The 18,655-nt window shown below is 66.9% G+C and carries 13 protein-coding genes, 1 tRNA gene, 1 pseudogene and 1 riboswitch; of the genes and pseudogenes, 8 read left to right on the top strand and 7 right to left on the bottom strand.

The genetic code is table 11. From position 1 onward, the window contains the following. Window positions 1-40: 40 nt before the first annotated feature. Window positions 41-1,675, bottom strand: coding sequence for a peptide chain release factor 3 (locus tag J2W78_RS07225; RefSeq protein ID WP_253369286.1), 1,635 nt, complete (start codon window positions 1,673-1,675; stop codon window positions 41-43). 104 nt (window positions 1,676-1,779) lie between these two features. Continuing rightward, window positions 1,780-2,529, bottom strand: a complete 750-nt coding sequence (locus J2W78_RS07220; protein WP_253369284.1) for an SDR family oxidoreductase — start codon at window positions 2,527-2,529, stop codon at window positions 1,780-1,782. Window positions 2,530-2,728: 199 nt separating this feature from the next. On the opposite strand from J2W78_RS07220, the gene J2W78_RS07215 reads away from it, so the two are divergent. The 8 genes from J2W78_RS07215 to J2W78_RS07180 all read left to right on the top strand — a co-directional run bounded on the left by J2W78_RS07215 (window position 2,729) and on the right by J2W78_RS07180 (window position 13,447). Further along, a tRNA-Gln gene (locus tag J2W78_RS07215) sits at window positions 2,729-2,803 on the top strand. Between the two features lie 321 nt (window positions 2,804-3,124). After that, on the top strand, window positions 3,125-5,353 hold the full coding sequence (locus J2W78_RS07210) for a tyrosine-type recombinase/integrase (RefSeq protein WP_253369283.1): 2,229 nt from the start codon (window positions 3,125-3,127) through the stop codon (window positions 5,351-5,353). 251 nt (window positions 5,354-5,604) lie between these two features. After that, a riboswitch (cobalamin riboswitch) is annotated at window positions 5,605-5,801 on the top strand. A gap of 123 nt (window positions 5,802-5,924) precedes the next feature. Next, on the top strand, window positions 5,925-8,147 hold the full coding sequence (locus J2W78_RS07205) for a TonB-dependent receptor (RefSeq protein ID WP_253369281.1): 2,223 nt from the start codon (window positions 5,925-5,927) through the stop codon (window positions 8,145-8,147). A 12-nt stretch (window positions 8,148-8,159) separates the two neighbouring features. Continuing rightward, window positions 8,160-8,918 carry an ABC transporter ATP-binding protein gene (locus tag J2W78_RS07200; RefSeq protein ID WP_253369279.1) on the top strand — a complete coding sequence of 253 codons (759 nt, stop codon included), beginning with the start codon at window positions 8,160-8,162 and terminating at the stop codon, window positions 8,916-8,918. Further along, window positions 8,915-10,309, top strand: coding sequence for a DUF3526 domain-containing protein (locus J2W78_RS07195; protein WP_253369277.1), 1,395 nt, complete (start codon window positions 8,915-8,917; stop codon window positions 10,307-10,309). The genes J2W78_RS07200 and J2W78_RS07195 overlap by 4 nt, the downstream gene beginning before the upstream one ends. Beyond that, window positions 10,306-11,793 carry a DUF3526 domain-containing protein gene (locus J2W78_RS07190; RefSeq protein ID WP_253369275.1) on the top strand — a complete coding sequence of 496 codons (1,488 nt, stop codon included), beginning with the start codon at window positions 10,306-10,308 and terminating at the stop codon, window positions 11,791-11,793. Before J2W78_RS07195 ends, J2W78_RS07190 begins: the two co-directional genes overlap by 4 nt. Then, window positions 11,781-11,972 carry a hypothetical protein gene (locus J2W78_RS07185; RefSeq protein ID WP_253369273.1) on the top strand — a complete coding sequence of 64 codons (192 nt, stop codon included), beginning with the start codon at window positions 11,781-11,783 and terminating at the stop codon, window positions 11,970-11,972. Before J2W78_RS07190 ends, J2W78_RS07185 begins: the two co-directional genes overlap by 13 nt. 8 nt (window positions 11,973-11,980) lie before the next feature. After that, window positions 11,981-13,447 carry a PepSY domain-containing protein gene (locus J2W78_RS07180; RefSeq protein ID WP_253369272.1) on the top strand — a complete coding sequence of 489 codons (1,467 nt, stop codon included), beginning with the start codon at window positions 11,981-11,983 and terminating at the stop codon, window positions 13,445-13,447. A gap of 232 nt (window positions 13,448-13,679) precedes the next feature. On the opposite strand, the pseudogene J2W78_RS07175 reads toward J2W78_RS07180, so the two are convergent. The 5 genes and pseudogenes from J2W78_RS07175 to J2W78_RS07155 all read right to left on the bottom strand — a co-directional run. Then, window positions 13,680-15,062: pseudogene (locus J2W78_RS07175) on the bottom strand (IS1182 family transposase); the annotation flags it as partial. Between the two features lie 122 nt (window positions 15,063-15,184). Beyond that, window positions 15,185-15,709 (bottom strand): thioredoxin domain-containing protein, encoded by a 525-nt coding sequence (locus J2W78_RS07170; protein WP_253369270.1) that lies wholly within the window; start codon window positions 15,707-15,709, stop codon window positions 15,185-15,187. Between the two features lie 302 nt (window positions 15,710-16,011). Continuing rightward, complete coding sequence (locus J2W78_RS07165) at window positions 16,012-16,275, bottom strand: GCG_CRPN prefix-to-repeats domain-containing protein (RefSeq protein ID WP_253373990.1); 264 nt, start codon at window positions 16,273-16,275, stop codon at window positions 16,012-16,014. A gap of 156 nt (window positions 16,276-16,431) precedes the next feature. Beyond that, the gene (locus J2W78_RS07160; protein WP_253369268.1) at window positions 16,432-17,805 is read right to left on the bottom strand and encodes a sensor histidine kinase; all 1,374 of its coding nucleotides are present in this window, start codon (window positions 17,803-17,805) and stop codon (window positions 16,432-16,434) included. Beyond that, a complete protein-coding gene (locus J2W78_RS07155; protein WP_253369266.1) occupies window positions 17,805-18,536 on the bottom strand; it encodes a response regulator in 732 nt (243 codons plus the stop codon). The genes J2W78_RS07160 and J2W78_RS07155 overlap by 1 nt, the downstream gene beginning before the upstream one ends. Window positions 18,537-18,655: the final 119 nt, after the last annotated feature.

The raw sequence follows: 18,655 nt of genomic DNA, 5'->3' as shown, positions 1-18,655 counted from the left end.
GATGAGGGAGAGAGCGGGATGGCGGGCTGGGAGGCGCCTCTCAGGCTGTACGCTTCTGGTAATCCTTCACGTCGGTGAAGCGGATTTTCTCCCACCGCTCCTCCTCGTAGCGGAGCGAGAAGGCGGTGGTGGCCATGAAGACCGGCGCGCCGTCGAGGTCGCTTGCCATGGCCGAGCCGTGGGCGTTCACGAAACGATCGGTCTCGAGGTCCGATTCCGCCTCGATCCAGCGGCAGACGGAGAAGCGGGTGGGCTCGTAGTCGATCGGCAGGCCGTATTCGGCCTGGAGCCGCTCCTTCAGCACGTCGAGCTGGAGCGCACCGACCACGCCGACGATGGCGGGCGAGCCGTCCTGTGGAATGAAGACCTGCACGACGCCCTCCTCGCCCATCTGCTGGAGCGCTTCCCGGAGCTTCTTGGCCTTCATCGCGTCGGTGAGCTTGATCCGCCGCATGATCTCGGGGGCGAAGCTCGGCACGCCCCGGAAGACGATTTCCTCGCCCTCGGTCAGCGTGTCGCCGATGCGCAGCGTCCCGTGGTTGGGGATGCCGACCACGTCGCCGGCATAGGCCTCGTCGGCGATGGCCCGGTCCTGGGCGAAGAAGAATTGCGGCGCCGAGAGCGACATCGGCTTGCCCGTTCGCACCAGCTTGGCCTTCATCCCGCGCCGGAGCTGGCCCGAGCAGACCCGCATGAAGGCGATGCGGTCGCGGTGGTTCGGATCCATGTTCGCCTGGATCTTAAACACGAAGCCGGTCATCTTCGGCTCGGACGGCTGCACCGCGCGCTTGTCCGCCTCCTGGCCGCGCGGGGGCGGCGCGAAGCGGGCGAGCCCGTCGATGAGGTCGCGCACACCGAAATTGCGTAAGGCCGAGCCGAAGAAGACCGGGGTCAGGTGCCCCTCGCGAAAAGCTTCCAGATCGAACGTCTTGAGGCCGCCCTCGGCAAGCTCCACCTCCTCGCGCCACGCATCGGCCGCGCCATTCTCCGTCAGCAGCGTGTCGAAGAGCGGGTCGCCGAAGCCCGTGACGGGGATCGTGCCGGCATCGTCCGCCGCGTCGAGCCGGCGCACGCGGTTGCCGCCGAGTTCGTAGGTGCCGGCGAAGTTGCGCCCGAGCCCGATCGGCCAGGTCACGGGCGCCACATCGAGGGCCAGCGTCTTCTCGATCTCGTCGAGCGTCTCGAACGGGTCGCGCGCCTCGCGGTCGAGCTTGTTCACGAAGGTGACGATCGGGATGTCGCGCAACCGGCACACCTCGAACAGCTTTCGCGTTCTGGCCTCGATGCCCTTGGCGGCGTCGATCACCATCACGGCGGAATCGACCGCCGTCAGGGTGCGGTAGGTGTCTTCCGAGAAGTCCTCGTGGCCCGGCGTGTCGAGCAGGTTGAAGACGCAATCGCCGTACTCGAAGGTCATCACCGAGGTGACGACCGAGATGCCGCGCTCCTTCTCGATGCCCATCCAGTCGGACCGGGTCGAGACGCGGTTGCGCTTGGCCTTGACCTCGCCCGCGAGCTGAATCGCGCCGCCGAACAGCAGCAGCTTTTCCGTGAGCGTGGTCTTGCCCGCATCCGGGTGCGAGATGATCGCGAAGGTGCGCCGCCGCGCGACCGGATCGGCCTTCGCGTCGGTGGATTTGGCGTCGGCGGATTTGGTGTCTGTTTGCATCAGCATGGCGGGCACCGGCCGCCGCGGGGCGGTCGGCCGCTCGTCTCGAAGGGGGACCGGGCGGTGTTCCGCTCTCTACGCGTTCCGCGCCGCCTACGCAAAGCCGCCCCCTACCCCCGCCCAACGAAGGGCATGCCGGTCGCCATCACGGTCATGAACAGCACGTTGGCCGCGAGCGGCAGCCCGGCCATGTAGACGACGGCCTCGGCGACATGCGTGGCTTCCATGTAGGGCTCGGGCCGGATCGAACCGTCGGCCTGCCGCGCGCCTTGCCCGAAGCTTTGGGTCATCTCGGTCTCGGCATTGCCGACATCGATCTGCCCGCAGGCGATGTCGAAGGGGCGCCCGTCCAGCGCGGTGGCACGGGTGAGGCCGGTGATGGCGTGTTTGGTAGCGCTGTAGGGCGCCGACATCGGCCGTGGCGCATGGGCCGCGATCGAGCCGTTGTTGATGATACGCCCTCCCCTGGGCTCCTGCTTGCGCATCATCCCGAAGGCGGCCCGGGCGCAGAGGAAGGCACCGGTGAGGTTGACGTTGACGCTGGCAAGCCAATCCTCGACCGCGATCTCGTCCACTGTCGCGGCGGGGGTGAAGATCCCGGCATTGTTGAACAGCAGATCGAGCCGCCCGAAGCGCTCGCCCACCGCGGCGAATAGAGCCTCGACGGCGCGTGGATCGGACACGTCGGTCGGCACACATAACGAATGCCCCGGTAGTTCTGCTGCGACCCGCTCCAGCGCCTCCCCTCGCCGCCCAGCCAGCACCAAACGCCAACCGGCCTGCGCCAATCCCAGCGCCACCGCCCGCCCGATGCCGGAGCCTGCCCCGGTCACGACCGCCACCCGATCACCCATTGCCATTTCTCGGTCGTCCCGCTCCTGCCATCGAGCCGCAAGATAAGCGGTCGCATCGTTCCGGTGCAGGGGCGCCGTGCATGCTCGGCCGACAGCGGGAGCCCAAGCGATCCTTTCACGAAGGCGCGTCGGTGCGCGGCGCAGGCATCCAACCCAGTTGCCAGTCCCGCCGTGCCCGTCTAGAGATCCGGCGGCTTGAAGCCGATGGGGCGTCGCCAAGTGGTAAGGCAGCGGTTTTTGGTACCGCCATTCCCAGGTTCGAATCCTGGCGCCCCAGCCAAGCCTCAGCTAAGTCGTTGATCTGATTGCGATCCGTGCTCGGCCGCTTCCGCGGCTGCGCCGATTGTACGCAGAGCTGTTGCACGCGCTTGTCCACAGGGGCAGGCCGTTGACGATTTGTTCTAACGTGTACCGTCGCGGTGCGGTATACTGGTGGCGTAGGCGATTCCGTTGCGATGAGCGGACGCGACCGCTTGGTGCCTCTGTTAAGGGGAATTCCGCCACGGTTGCTCTGAGCCTGGGCACGACCGACCCATCCAGTGCGCGCACACTCGGCTGGGCGCTCAACGCGGAAAGCCTCCGCGTTCGGGACGATCCCGCCATGCGCACTGCCAGCCAGATCCGAGACCACCTCCGCGCCTATGTCGACCGGGAGCGAGGCGCGTGGTTGACGCGTCTGCAGCGCGACCTCGATCCGCCGCGTGATCCGCTCGTCGGCGACTGGCCCGCGCTGATGGAGAGACGCGCCCGAGAGTACCGCATCTTCGGACGCCTGCAGGCCCTGGCCGCCGAGGAAGGCTTCGAAGCCGGGTACGACAGCGAACTCGATGCTCGCCTGAAGCAGGAAGGCTTCAGCCTGATGGAACGCGGGGCGATCAGGCGGCGCATCACGAATGGCTACCTGCGCGATCTCGGACGCCCGGATGAGACCGGGCGGCTCACGCCGCCCCGCGCCTACCTCGAGGCGATGCTGATGAGCATGGACGAGCCCGTGACCGAAGCGGGCCTGATCCGATGCCTACGTGGCCTCGCGGCTGTCTCCGGCCATGTCTCGCGCGAGTTCGCTGCAACTTATGCTGAGGCCCGTTGCGATCCGCGTGAGGCTTGGGCCAACCTCTCTGCCATGCGCGCCAGGGGCGAGATGCCACGCGACGAGCTGGGCTGGGCCTCGTCCGACTTCGATGGCGCCGACAGCTTCGAATGGGGGGACTTCGAGATCCACGCTCCGCCGATACTTCGACAGACCGCGAGTGACGATGATGGCGGTCCTACCCCTCCCCTATCCGAATCTGCCCGCCATCCCGCCCCCAAGCAGGGCCATGCAGCGGCCAGGAACCACCCACCGGCCGCGCCTGCACCTGCGTCGCACCCTTCGGAAACGGAGGCCGCCGCTCCAGAAGCGGTTTCAGAACAATCGCATATGCGGTCCGAGCTGGATGGCGAGGATGCCATTCAAGACACCGCCGACTGCGCTACTGAATACGAACAGCGAGTTCAGGACGATGCGAGCACGGGCGTGGAAGCCGTCTCCGAGCCCATCACGAACTCCCTGACGACAATGGTCGAAGAGCTCATCATCCACAAAGGTGTCACCTGGGACGAGAAGACCCAGCGGCAGCATCGGGCCGTCGCCAGGATGCTGGGCGACATCGCCGGCACCGACGACCTGCGGCGGATCACGCACGCGCATCTCGCCGCCTACGTCCAGAACCTCTCGAACCTGCCCAAATCCTACGGCAAGAGTTCACGCGATGCGGATCTACCGATCGCAGATCTCATTGAGCGTGGACGAACGATGCGGGCCGCGGGTCAGGCTGAGAAGGTTGGGCTCAGCCCCGCGACGGTCAACCGGCATATCACGCAGCTCTCGACGATCGCGAAGTACTGCCGCGCCAAGCAGCGCCCGATCGGGCAGGTCGAACTTCTGAGCGACTTCCGGCTGATCGACCCGGAGCGGGATGGTGAGAAGCGACCGGCCTTCGAAGTTCACGAGGTAGAGAAGCTGTTCGCGCATCCTGTTTGGACCTCGACGGCCTCGGAGCCGGAGATGCTGCGGATCGCGCGGAGGCAGCAGATCTTCGCAGCCGTCTACTGGCTGCCACTTCTCGGCTACTACTCCTGCGCGCGCTTGTCCGAGCTGGCCTATCTCGAACTCGGCGACATCGACGTGGAGCGGGGCACGCTCAAGATCCAACCGACACGCCGGCGGCGTCTCAAGAATGCGGTGTCTCGCCGGACGCTGCCGATCCATCCCGAGCTCATCCGCCTCGGCTTTCTGGATTTCGTGCGGACCAAAGCGGGCGGGCGACACGGTCTGATTTTCTCGGAGATCGCACAGCTTGGCGAGAACACACCCCTGTCGAACCTGTTCGACAAGCGCTGGACAGTCGTTCTGGACGAAGCCGTGCCGTCGGCGCGGGAGGAGGGAAAGACGTTCCATTCCTTCCGGCATTTCGGCAATACGGAGATGATCAGGCGTTTGGTGCTCGATCCGATCCGCGAGTCGATGCTGGGCCATGAGGGCGCCACGGTGAACTCGCGCAACTACAAGAAGACGCTCAAACCCGAAGACTTGCTCACGGCCATCGCGGCCATACCTGAGGTTACGCGGGATCTGCGGACGTATGACTGGGCGCTCTTTGGAACAGTGATCACGGATGGCTGGTCGAAAGAGCGCGCGTTGGGGAGGCGACGGCGAGCACGACTCCCGTCGTCCTCATCATCGGCTCATCCATTCACACGCAAAGACGACGCCGTGGGATCTGGACGGTCTCCGCCGATAACGGAGTTCCGTTCACGGCCAGACCAGAGGCCGCTCCACGCGACTTGAAGCCTGACGCGGCACACCCCCGATCATACAGCCGACCCTCGCCGCTTCTCCGATGGGGGCGCTCAAGCAACTCAGCTGGCGTTTCTCATTTGCGCCATCAACAGACATTCGCATGCGGATGGCTGAAGGTCCGCTCCTGCCCCAGCCTCTGACATCGCCTCGACTGTTCGCTTCCCCGCCAGCGCCAGGTTGGAAGCTTCAACACGGCCCTGTGAAGGTTGAGAGAACGAATTGACAGCCCATTCCAAGTCGAATAGCCAAGCTGAGACGGTTCCCTTCGGGGATCAAAAGGGAACGCGGTGTGGGGTTCGCTCCGATGCCGCGGCTGCCCCCGCAACTGTAAGCGGCGAGCTCTTCACCACTACGTCACTGGACAGCCTCGTCCGGGAAGACGGTGAGACGGCCACGACCCGCGAGCCAGGAGACCTGCCGTCGTCGTGGTCACACGCGAAACGCGTCGGGCGGGGTGCTCCGATGGGTGTCGAAGCGACGCGTATCCCGTGAGGATGCGGATCGCCGAGGCTTCGTTCGCGGTGACGTGCCACAGCCGTTGCCCGAGGCTCCGCGTTCCATGTTCCGCGCCACCCGTGTCCGCTCGTCGGCTGATCGATCGCGTTCGACTGCCGCCTTGCTCCTATCGACCAGCACCCTTGTTCTTGCCCCACATCATCTGGCCGCCCAGGAACTACCGGAACATGCGGGCAGTGCGCATGCCGTCACCCTGGAGGAACTGACCGTCACGGGTGCCGGATCGGGCACCCGCCTGCTCGCGCCGGCCCCCTACACGGCAGCGCCAACGGGGCTGAACCTCACCACACCGAACCGTAGCGGCAGCCGCCTCGACCTCTCGCCCCTACAGACGCCTGCGAGCATTGAGGTCATCCCAGGCCAGAAGATCCGTGAGCGCGGGCAGCAAACCGTGCAGGAGGCGATCACCCAGAACGCCGCCGGCATCACGACGATCGGCTCCCCCGGCAACGGCTTCGGTGCTTACACCTCCCGCGGCTTCTCCGGCGTGAACTCGGTGATGCAACTCTACGACGGCACCCGGCTCTTCGTGGGTGTCAACACGACGACTTACCCGTTCGACACCTGGAATGTGGACCGGATCGAGGTGCTGCGCGGTCCCGCCTCGGTCCTCTACGGCGACGGCGCGATCGGCGGCGTCATCAACGTGGTGCCCAAGAAGCCGGTCGCCGTACCGATCAACGCCGCTCGCGCCGCCCTCGGATCGGACAGCGTCAAGCGCCTCGCCGTCGATAGTGGCGGCCCGATCGGCGAGAACCTGTTCTACCGCCTCAACGTCAGCGGCAACCAAGTCAACGGCTGGCTCAACCAGAACGGAGATTTTGCGAACCTCGCCGTCTCCGGCTCACTGCTCTATCAGGCGACGCCGGATCTCGCCGTCACGCTCTCGCATGATTACGGCTACCAGGAGCCGCTGCGCTACTTCGGAACGCCCCTGATCGGGGGACGCATCGACCCGCGCCTGCGCTTCCAGAACTACAATATCGACGGCAGCCGCATCGTCTTCCAGGACAACTGGACACAGCTGAAAGTAGAGTGGTCGCCGAGCGACGACATCGTCATTCGCAACACCGCATACCGTCTGCTTTCGGACCGTCACTGGCGTAATCTGGAGAGCTACGCCTTCGTCCCGAGCACGGGTCTCATCCGGCGGACCAGCCCGATCGAGATCTTCCATCACCAGGAGCAGATCGGCAACCGCTTCGACGCGACGTTCAAGGGTACGCTGTTCGGATTCCGCAACGAGTTCGTCGCAGGCTTCGAGGTCAACCACATCGATTTCCGCCTGCGCAACAACTCGCCCTATCGCGGCGAGAACACCGTGAACCCTTTTTTCTTCAATCCGGGCTTCTTCAGCAGCCTGGACAGCGTCCGGCCGCTCTACGTGTCGAGCACGGATCAGTACTCTCTCTTCGCCGAGGACCGGCTGATCCTGTCCGACCAGTTCTCGCTGATTGCCGGCGTGCGCTACGACAGACCGACGGTGCGCCGGGAGGATCTTGTCACGCCATCACAGAGCTTCACTAAGGATTTCAGTGCGCTGAGCTACCGCTTCGGCGCCGTCTACAATCCGACTCCGGACAGTTCAATCTACGCAAGCTATGCCACCGCGGTCGATCCGGTGAACTCGCTGATTACGGTGCCGATCGCGCAGAAGGATTTCAAGCTGTCCGCGGGCGAGCAGGTCGAGATCGGCTACAAGCAGTTATTCTGGGAAGGACGCGGCGAGTTCACCCTGGCGGGCTACCGGATCAACAAGCGCGATCTGCTGACCGTGGATCCGCTGCGGCCACAGGTTTCGATCCAGGTCGGCAGCCAGTCGTCACACGGTGTCGAGGCGTTCGTCTCGCTCGGCCTGTGGGAGAACTGGCGCGTGGAGGGCAATGTCGCCCTGCTGCACGCGCAGTACGACGACTTCCAGCAGTCCGTTGGCGGCGTCGCCGTCAACTTCGCCGGCAACCAGCCCATCAGCGTTCCTGAGCGCATCGCTAATCTCTGGCTCTCCTGGGCCTTCGCACCGCGCTGGGAGGCTCGGGTCGGCGTGCAGTTCGTCGGCGAGACCTTCAGCGACTTCGCCAACACGGTGCGGCGCCCGGCCTACGAGGTAGTCAACGGCAGCGTCGACTACCGCGTCAGCGATAAATCCCGCTTCAGCGTCCGCGTCTACAACCTGCTCGACACGATCTATCCGGTGACCGGCAGCGCCAACACCTGGTTGCTAGGCCGGCCGCGCTCGGTCGAAGTCGCCTACAACGTTGCCTTCTGAGGGCGCACGCGCATGCATATCGAGCAACGCGAACGGCCCCAGGCCGGGGCAAACAATCCCGTTCTGGCGATCCGAGCGGCGGTCAAGCGCTTCGGCGCACGCACCGCCCTCGATGGCTTGGACCTCACGCTCCGTGCCGGAGAAGTCTTAGCCCTGCTCGGACCGAACGGAGCCGGCAAGACCACGACGATCAACCTGATCCTCGGCTTCCTGAAGCCGGATGCCGGCGCGGTCCAGGTCTGCGGGATCGAGGCCGGCGCCGACTCGGTCGGCGCGCGGGGCCATGTCGCCTACATCCCCGAGCAGGTCGCCCTCTATCCGGGCCTCTCGGGGCTCGAGAACCTGCGCTACTTCGCAACGCTCGCCGGTCTCGACTTGCCCGCAGACGCATCGCGCCGGCTGCTCACCGAGGCAGGCCTGCTTGACGAGGCGCAGACTCGGCCCGCCGCGTCCTACTCGAAGGGCATGCGCCAGAAGGTCGGGATCGCCGTCGCCCTCGCCCGCCGGGCACGGCTTCTTCTTCTCGATGAGCCGACCTCCGGGCTCGATCCGAGTGCGGCAGCCGACTTCTCCGTCACGGTGAGGCACGCCGCGGAGCGGGGCACTGCGGTGCTGATGGCGACCCACGACCTCTACCGGGTGCGTGAGATGGCCGACCGCGTCGGCGTGCTGAGCCGCGGCCGGATCGTCGAAGAGGTCGATCCGAAGACGCTCGATCATGTCGCGCTCGAACGCCTCTACATCGAGCGCCTTGCCGAGATCGCGGCATGAAGCGGGTCGCGGCTGAACTCGCACTGATGATGCGCGATGCACGTGTGCGCTGGATCGGCGCTGGGCTGGTCCTGCTCCTGGCCCTGACGAGCTTCGGCGCCTGGCGGGAAGCCCAGCGTTACACGACCCAGGCGGCCCAGGTCACGACGGCCGAGCGTGAGCGCTGGCTCGGACAGGACGCCAAGAACCCGCATTCGGCCGACCATTTCGGCTTGTGGGTGTTCCGGCCCTCGGCACCGCTCGCCGTGCTCGATCCTGGCACCGAACCCTATACCGGCCGCATGGTGCGCGTTGAGGCACACGTGTTCAACGATACGGTCTACCGCGCCGTCCAAGATGCTGGCCCGCTCGCCCGCACCGGCCTCGGCAGCATCGCCGACATCGTGCAACTCGTGGTCCCGCTCGCAGCGATCCTCCTCGGCTTCTCCGCCTTTGCCGCCGATCGCGAGCGGGGCACCCTTCGCTTGGCCCTGGGGAATGGCGCCCCGCCGGGCCGCCTGTTCGCAGCCCGCTTCGCAGCGCTTCTCCTCATCCTCATCGTGGTCGTTGGAGGGCCGCTCCTCGCGATCGGGGGGCTCGTGATCACCGGGCATGACGGCGCTGGCTGGCAGGTGCCCGCGCGCCTAGCGAGCTGGGTCGCCGTGCAGATCGCCTACGCCAGCGTGTTCCTGCTGCTGGCGATGCTGATCTCGCTCCTGGCCCGAACAGCCCGCGCCGCGCTCGCGACCGCGCTGGTGGCCTGGGTCCTGATCTGCGTCGCGGCACCGCGCCTTGCGACGGCGGGTGTCGACGCCCTCGTGCCGGCGCTTTCGTACCGCGAGGTCCGGGCGCGTATCGATGCGGGATTCCGGGCGCACAAGACGGCGGAGGCGGGCGACGAGCGCGCCCGGGAGGTCCTGACCCGCTACGGCGTCGAGGATGCGCGCGAGCTGCCCGTCGATCTCGACGGCCTCATGATGTTCGAGAACGAGAGCCACAATTTCGCGGTCTACGACCGCGAACTCGGCGCTTTCTTCGAGAGCCTCGCGGGTCAGGAGCGAGCCTTCGCCTGGGCGGGCTTGCTCTCACCGCGGGTCGCCCTGCAGGCGCTCTCTCAGACGCTGGCCGGTACCGACTTTGCCCAGCACGCCCATTTCGTGTGGGGCGTCGAAGCTTATCGCCGCAGGATCTCCGAGCGCATGAATGGCGAGATTCGCGACAACCCGCAGCACGGCAAGGGCCGGCTGATCGCCGGGGTGGAGCTGTGGCAGCAGATCCCACCCTTCGTCCACACCCCGTTGCCGTTCACGCGGTCTCTGGCGGATGCGCGAGTGCCGGCCCTCGTCCTCGCCCTGTGGCTGACGCTGCTCGCCGCCCTCAGCGTCCCGGTGATCCGGAGGCTGAAGCCGTGAGCGTCGTCCGCTTCCCCCGCCTGCTCAGCGCCGAGTTGAGGCTGGTTCTGCGCGAGCGCCTGACCTGGGCCGTCCTCGCCGCGCTCCTCGCGGCTCTCTGCTTGGCGGTCTGGACCGGCGCGGAGCGCGTCGCGCGCGAGCGCGCTGCGATCGCCGAAGCGGTCGGTGATACTGCGCGAGCCGTCCGCGAGGCCCGGACTGCCCACGAGCGTTATTCCAGGGCGAGCCCAATCAAGGTGAACTACTGGCAAGATCCGACCGACGCGTTCGGCTTCATGACCTACTTCATGGCCGCCTATGCGGTGAAGCCGCCGACCCCGCTGGCCTCCTTCGCCGCCGGCCAGTCCGACGTGCAGCCCACGGTGACGAAGATCAGCTTTGGCTTCAGCACGGTATTCGACGATACCGCCTACGAATTCGGCTCGGCGGCCAAACTGAAGCTCGGTCCGTTCGACCTCGCCTTCGTCCTTGTCTACCTCGTCCCGCTCGCGGTGATTGCACTCGCCGGCACGCGCCTCTCAACCGAGCAGGATGCCGGCATCCTGCGGATGATCGCCGCGCAGCCAGTTGGGCCGCGCCGGGTCGCCGCGGCGAAGTTCGGAGCAGTCGCGCTGGTCGCCGTCACCGGCGTCGTCGGTGGCACGGGCTTGGCGCTGGTCCTCGCCCGCGGCCTCGGACCGCTCGCCGGTTGGGAGAGCACGTTGGCGCTGCTCGCTGCAGCACTCGCGGCTTACGTCCTCTTCTGGGTTGCAGCCTGCGCGCTGGTGGCGAGCCTCTGGCGTGGGGCGGTCGCCGCATTGGCGATCCTCGTGCTGGCCTGGGCCGGCATCACCGTGGTGCTGCCGACGGGGCTCGGCATCGCGCTCGACACGCTCGCACCGATGCCATCCCGGATCGCCGCGATCGACGCCAGCCGACAGGCTCAGGCCATGTTCTCGACCGGCGAGGAGGGCGCGCGGATCACGAGTGCCTGGGCCGTCCGCAAGGTCCCGGACGCCGCGCAGCGGCCGGATCTCGTCGAGGCCCCCGAGATCAAGCGGCTGGCTCGTGACGCGTTCTATGGCGAGGCCTTGATCAGTCATCGGGAGGCCTTGCGGGAACATGCTCTGGCAGCCTCGTTCTGGAGCCGGCGTCTGGCCCTGCTCTCGCCCGCCACGATCCTAGCCCTCTCGTTGGAAGCAGCAGCCGGAACGGATGCGGGACGACATGCGGACTTCCTGACGGCCAGCGGAGCCTATCGGCACCAACTAAGAGCCTTCTTCGAGCCGCGCATCCTGGCCCAGGCCATCAACCCGGTTCCCGTCTGTGCGGGATGCCCAGCCCGCCTCGACTTCGACGCCTACGACGCCGTGCCCGCATTCGAGCCCTCGATCCCCCGCGCCAGCGCCGAGCACCAGGCACTGGTTGCACTCGGCTCCCTTCTGGCTGCCGCCCTGCTGCTGACGGCTCTCACTGACCGTCGGCTCGCGGAATGGCCGTCGTGATGTTCTCGCATCGGAGCGGCTTGCCGACGGACGCGGATCGGCGCAACGGCAAGACCTCGCTTGTCGGCGAACCGATCGACCGCCTTTTCGATGGTATCCTACCGCTGAGCGGCATCACCGGCATCTGGCCGCTGAAGCGGCAGCGTCGGGCCGATGTCGTTCACGGCATCGCACTTTGAGGCACGCGATGCGCACGCTGCTCAAGCGAGGCAAGCGCTGGCTCTATCTCGCCCATCGCTGGCTCGGCATCGCGACGTGCCTGCTGTTCGTGACGTGGTTCCTGTCGGGCCTCGTCATGATGTATGTCGGCTTTCCGAGCCTGACGGACACGGACCGCCAGGGCGGCCTGCCACGTATCACCTGGGATCGAGTGGCGGTGACGCCGCGCGAGGCGCTTGAAGCTGCCGGCCAGACCCGCTTCCCGCGCGATCTGCGCCTGACGATGCTCGACCATGAGCCGGTCTATCGCATTGTGGGCTGGGACGGTGGGCAGGAGACCGTTTCGGCCGTCGAACCTCGTCCGATCACCGGCGTCGATGCCGGGCAGGCTCTCGCCATCGCCAGGCACGATCGACGTGCACGGCAGCCCCGGCTCCTCGGCGAAGTCGATCGCGACCAGTGGTCGGTGACCGCGCGCTACGATCCCCTGCGGCCCTTCCATCTCGTCGCCCTCGGCGATACGGACGAGACCCACCTCTACGTCTCAGCTCGCACGGGCCAGATCGCCCTCGACACTACGGGGCAGGAGCGGTTCTGGAACTGGTTCGGCGCCATCCCGCACTGGATCTACGTGACGCCGCTGCGGGCGCAGGCTGCTTTGTGGCGGGACGTGGTTCTGTGGGTCTCCGGCGTCGCGATCGTCGGCGCCGTGACGGGTTTGTGGGTCGGCCTGCTGCGGGCCCGACTGCGCCGCCGCTACGCGTCGGGCTCGGTCTCGCCTTATCGCGGCTGGGCTGCATGGCATCACCTCGCCGGTCTGATTGGTGGTTTGACCGTACTGACCTTCATCGCCAGCGGCTGGCTGTCGATGAACCCGAACCGCTGGTTCGGCTCGCGGGCGCCGAGCCAGGCCATGCTTGAGCGCTATGCAAGTGTCACGGCACCTCTTTGGGATCTCGAACTGGCGGCCGTCCGCGCCGCGGCCTGCCCCAACGCTGTTGAGGCGCGGTTCGGCTGGCTTGGTGGCGAGCCGCAGGCGGTCGTGAGCTGTCAGGACGGTTCGACGTTGACATGCTGTGCCCCGGCGACGCTGCCCGCATCCCCGGCGATCTCCAGGCTCGCGAGCGCAGCTCGACAGCTGCTGCCGGACGTTCCGATCCGCGATGCGGTGCTCCTGACCAAAGAGGATGCCTACTGGTACTCCCACCATCACCAGCGCCGCCTGCCGGTGTTGCGGGTGAAGTTCGCCGACTCGGACGAGACGTGGTTCCACATCGATCCAACAACCGGAGAGGTGCTTAACCGAGCCGATCGATCCTCGCGGACCTACCGTTGGCTGTTCAACGCCCTGCACAGCTTCGACTTTCGTTTCTTGCTGCAGCGGCGTCCGGCATGGGACGCTGTGCTCTGGCTGCTCTCGGCGGCCGGCTTGATTATCTCGGTGTCGGGCGTGGTGATCGGCTGGCGTCGCCTCATACACAGGATCGCAGAGTAGCTTAGGCCAGCGGAAGCGATTTCAGACTGCCTGCCTCAAGCCGCAGTCCGGAGACACGCCGGGTATCGATCGAACCGCCGCTTCCGACCGAGGCCGTGTGGAAACGCAAATCCCTCGGGATCGGGGCGAGCGCACGGAGTGGCGCCGGAGATCGAGCTGCTTGGCCTCAGGTCCGGATGGCCGCCAGCAGCGGGCGGACCCCGAGGATCTGGATCATCCGCTTCATGTTTTAGGCCAGAACCTGCAAGCTCATCTCGGCTCTGACCTTGGCCAAGGTCCGGGTCAGGAAGTAGGTTGCACCCATCCAGGCCTTCAGCGTGCCGAACGGGTGCTCCACGGTCTGGCGACGGATCTTCATCGCGTCCGGCATCCGATCGAGCCGTTCCTGCATTGCATCGAGCACACCCTCGTGCACCCAGCGCTTGACCCGCCGCGTCTCCGTCGGCGTGCAGCGAGGCTTGAGCGGGCAGTCGAGGCAGGCTGTGAGGTTGCGGTAGAGATCCATCGCATCGCCCTCGGCTCGGCGATCGGACCGGGCGGCTGCCTTGGTCAGGTGCTGGCCGACGGGACAGGTGTAGCGGTCGTGTCCGGCATCGTAGACGATGTCCTGGCCGGTGAAGAGGCCGCGCTTGGCGTGGCCCGAGGTCAGGGTCTTGGGCACGCATGGCAGCACGCCGGTGCCCTCGCAGGCCAGCACCTGCTCCCCGCTGAGGTAGCCTCGATCGGCCAGCACCGTGAGTGTGGCACACCCCGTCGCCTCCTGCGCCAGGAGCCCAATCGGCGCGAGCTGCGCCCGGTCGCTGCCGACGTTGGTCACGGCATGGGCCACGATCAGGTGATGCTCGGCATCGACCGCGGCCTGGACGTTGTAGCCGACCATGCCGGTGCCCTTGCCGCTGGTCGCCATGGAGCGCGCGTCGGGGTCGGTCAGGGAGACCTGGCCGTCGGGGGCGGCCTCGACCTGCCGGCCCCTCGCCTGGAGAGCCTGCATCTGCTCGCGCAGGCCCGCGATCTTGTCGTTGAGTCGTGTCGTGCCCGCCTCGGCGATGTCGCTCGGCTCGCGGTCGGCCCGGTCCAGTGCCGCGAGGTAGCGGCCGATGCTTGCCTCGACCTGCGCCAACCGGGCTTCGACCTTGGCGGCGGTGAAGTTCTTGTCGCGGTTGTTGACCGCTTTGAACTTGCTGCCGTCGATCGCGACGACGGCCTTGCTGAACAAGTTCAGTCGACGGCACAACACCACGAACTGCGCGCTGGCGGCCTGGATGGCCGGGCCGTTGTCTTTACGGAAGTCGGCCAGCGTCTTGAAGTCGGGCATCAGCCGACCGGTGAGCCAGATCAATTCGATGTTGCGCTGGCTCTCGCGTTCGAGGTGCCGGCTCGACGGGACGCGGTTGAGATAGCCGTAGAGGTAGATCTTGAGCAGGATTGCCGGATGGTAGGCGGGCCGCCCCGTGGCCTCCGGCACCGCGCCTGCGAAGCCGAGCGCGCCCAGATCGAGTTCATCGACGAACACTTCGACAAGGCGAACCGGATTGTCTGCGGTGATGTAGTCGTCCAGGCAATCGGGAAGGAGCGTGATCTGCTGACGATCCTCACCTGCGATGAAGCGCTTCATCCCGACCTCCTCAGATCGGAATTTACTCTACCAGATCAGCACGTTTTCACCCAGCCTGGGTGGCAAGCGGTCGTTCAGCTTGCTCAGAGCGCGCCGACGAAGAATACATCCGTCACATGCTCCTACGCCGGTAGCTTAATGATGATCTCATCGAAGGCCTCGGCGGTGAGCGTCCCCTCGTGACGGGCGTTGTTCACGAACAGGGTTGGGGTGGCATGGATGCCGAGCTCCTCCATCGCGCGGGCCTGCACTCGGTTCACGTGGTCGTAGAGGGCCTGATCGGCAAGGACGGCGTCGAACTTCGCCCGGTCGAACCCGGCCTGGCGCAACAGGTCACGCATCGCATCGAGGGGGTTTGGCGCGAAGGCCCAGGTGGCTTGCCTCTCGAACAACAGGTCCGTGATCGCGTAGTAGTGCCGTCCGCCATCCGCCCGGGCGAGCATGAAGGCGGCCGTATCAAGCGGGTTCAGGGGAAACCCACGCAGGGCGAAGCGCACCCGCCCGGTGTCGATCCAGCGCCTCCGAATAGCTGGCAAGGTCCTGTCGTGGAACGCTGCACAGTGCGAGCACGTCACCGCGGCGTACTCGATCAGCGTCACCTTGGCGTCGGACGCACCGATCCAGATGTCGCTGAGGGGCCCCGCCATCGACGGGTCGTCGACGGAGACCGCAAGGGCATCGGAGGGCCATGTCGCCAACACCCAGGCGGCACCGAGGAGGATGGGGCCGGCAAGTAGCGGGCGACGGGTGATCCGTCCCGACGCGGTTCCTTCCGTGGATTTCATGCGATATCGCCTCGGTCGCGCCCCCACCCGGTCGGATCGACCGTATGGGATCGTTGGGAACGGGTTCGTCTCCGGTACTGTGGGTCGCCTCGGCCTTAGCCGAATCGACCCTTGGCATCGTCGGCGAGGTCGCCGCGATGCATCCAAAGAGGGTCGCTGAAAGATCAGTTCGGCCAGCAGCGGCGGCCGTAGGGCCCAATGTGGAAGCCCGCCGGGCAGGAGGCGCCGCGGACATAGCCGCCACGCTGACCACCGGTGCGGCAACCTCCGTAGGGGCCTAGGTGTCCGTAGGGGCCGCAGCCTCCATAGATCTGGATGATCTCGGCGCCGTCTGAGCCGGTGGACACCGCTGGCTGGATCAGGGGCGACGCGGCGACCGGGACCACTAGTCCGACCAGGAAGGCGACCGGGGCGAGGATCTTCAGCATCATCGAATCCTTCTCTGCTCTCATCAGAGCCGCGATGCCCGTGATGGCGTCGTGACCGATGAGGGCAGGATCATCCCCGCTTGCCTCCCCGATGTGACAGACCGATGCGTTGATGTAACGTTTTGTAACGGGCCGCCTTGCGTGACGGCAGGGTTCTCAGGTGATGGCCGGCAGGGTCGCGACGAGGCGAGCACCGCCGAGCGGGGACGCCTCGGCCACCACGGTGCCTCCGTGCGCCTCCGCGATCTGCTTCGCGATGGCGAGCCCGAGGCCGGTACCGCCGGTCTGGCGGCTACGGGACCGCTCGATCCGGTAGAACGGGCCGAACACGGCCGTCCGTTCGGATTCCGGGATGCCCGGTCCGTCGTCGTCCACCGTGACCCGGCATAGCGCACCGGTCCGGCTCACCGAAACCGCGACCGTGGAGCGGCCGAACTTGACGGCGTTCCCGATCAGATTGGCGACGACCCGGCGTAGGGCGAGTGCATCCCCCGCGGTGACCGCATCCTGCACGTCCTCGCCGGTCAGGTGGACGTCGATGCCATGCGCGGCTTGCTCGGCCACTTCGACTGCGACGAGGTCGGCTAGGTCCACCGCCGTTCGGCCCACCTCGACCGCGGTGCCTCGGGCGAAGCCGAGGGAGGTGTCGATCAGCGCGGTCATGGCGTCGAGATCCTCGACCAGCCGGTCCCGCCGCTCCGGCTCCGACACTCCCTCGGCCCGCAGGCGCAGGCGGGTCAGGTAGGTCTTGAGATCGTGCGAGATGGCGCCGATCAGCAGCGAGCGCTCGCCGAGGAGGCTGACGATGCGGTTCTGCATGTCTCGGACCGCCCGGGAGAGACGCCGTATCTCCGGAGCGCCCCGCGGGGCCTCGACCGGCTCTGGCGCACGGCCGTCGAACCGGGTCACCGCCTCGGTCAGGCGCCGCAGCGGGGCAAGTTCGTAGCGGGTTCCGGCGAGGACGAGGCTGGCGACCACGGCGCCAAGCACGGCCACCCACAAGCTCAGTGGCTGCCCCAGCAGCCACGGCATGAGCGAGCGATGCTTTTCGACGGCCGAGATGATGAGTGTGCGGCCGTCCGGCAGGCGATAGGTCGCCGTCGCGAGGCGGCCGATGGGGAGGTTGCGATCCTTGTCGTTGACGTCCTCGGGGGCGACGCCCCGATGCAACATGGCCGTGTCAGTGTAGGCTCGCAGCGGCCCATCCGGATCACCGGTCATCCGGCGCAGGCGCCGTTCGAGGCGCGGCTCGCGGATCAGTCCGGTGTCATCCGGAGCCGTGTCCATGATCTCGGCCCTGAGGGCCTCGCCGCTGACCGCCCGCAGGATAGCGGGTCTCAGGGCCAGGTCGGCATCCCTCAGGAGGGTGACGATGTTCGCGGCCTGGTCGACGCGCGGGAAGCGCGTCGCGTAGGGCGAGCGCTCCTGCCGCCGCTGCCACGTGTCGAGGGCGACGGTGGCGAGCACGAGCAGCGAGAGCGCCCCGAGCAGGAGCAACATAATCCGCCCAAGCAGGCCGACACGGGCCATCACGGCGCGGGCCTCACCGGCGCGGCCAGGATGTAGCCAGCGTTGCGCACGGTCTTGAGCATTGCCGCTACGCCGCTGCCCCCGGCGTCGAGCTTGTGCCGCAGGCGGCTCACCTGCACGTCGACGGTGCGGTCGAAGGCGTCGGCCGAGCGGCCCCGCGTCCAGTCCAGGAGTTGATCTCGGGAGAGTACACGCTGCGGCCGGGTGAGGAAGCAGTGCAGCAGGTCGTACTCGGCGCTGGTCAGGGCGATCTCGGCCGCGGGTTCGCCGGTCGTCACGCGACGAGCTGCGAGGTCAACGACGAGGTCCGCCACGGTCAGGGTCTCGGGATCGGCGGCGTCCGCGCGGGCGCCATTCCCATGGGCTCGCCGCAGGACGGCGCGGATACGGGCGAGCAGCACCCGCGGGTTGAACGGCTTTGATACGTAGTCGTCGGCTCCCATCTCTAGCCCGAGCACCCGGTCGATGTCCTCGTCCTTGGCAGTGAGCATGATAACGGGCGGCCCGCCCGCCGCGCGCAGGCGCCGGCAGATGGAGAGCCCGTCCTCGCCTGGGAGCATCCAGTCGAGCACGATCAGGTCCGGAGCGGGCGCGCCCGCAAGGTGGCGGTCGAGGCCTGCGCCACCGTCGAAGCCGACCACGCGAAAGCCCTCGCCCTCTAGGTAGCTGGCCAGTTGGGTGCGGATATCAGCGTCATCCTCAACGACGACGATAGTCGGGCCTTGGCTCATGCCCCGAACATACGAGAGCCGGGCGGCTCGACAACGCGGAAAGGGCCATTGATACAAAATGTTACATTGGTCGTTTACCCCGTCAGATCACCAGCGGAACCCCGTAGAGCTTCCCCGAC

Origin of the sequence: Methylorubrum extorquens, assembly GCF_024169925.1 — a bacterium.
GTDB lineage: Bacteria > Pseudomonadota > Alphaproteobacteria > Rhizobiales > Beijerinckiaceae > Methylobacterium > Methylobacterium extorquens_A.
The sequence above is the reverse complement of the archived record's forward strand: the minus strand, read 5'-3'. Positions and strand labels throughout refer to the sequence as shown.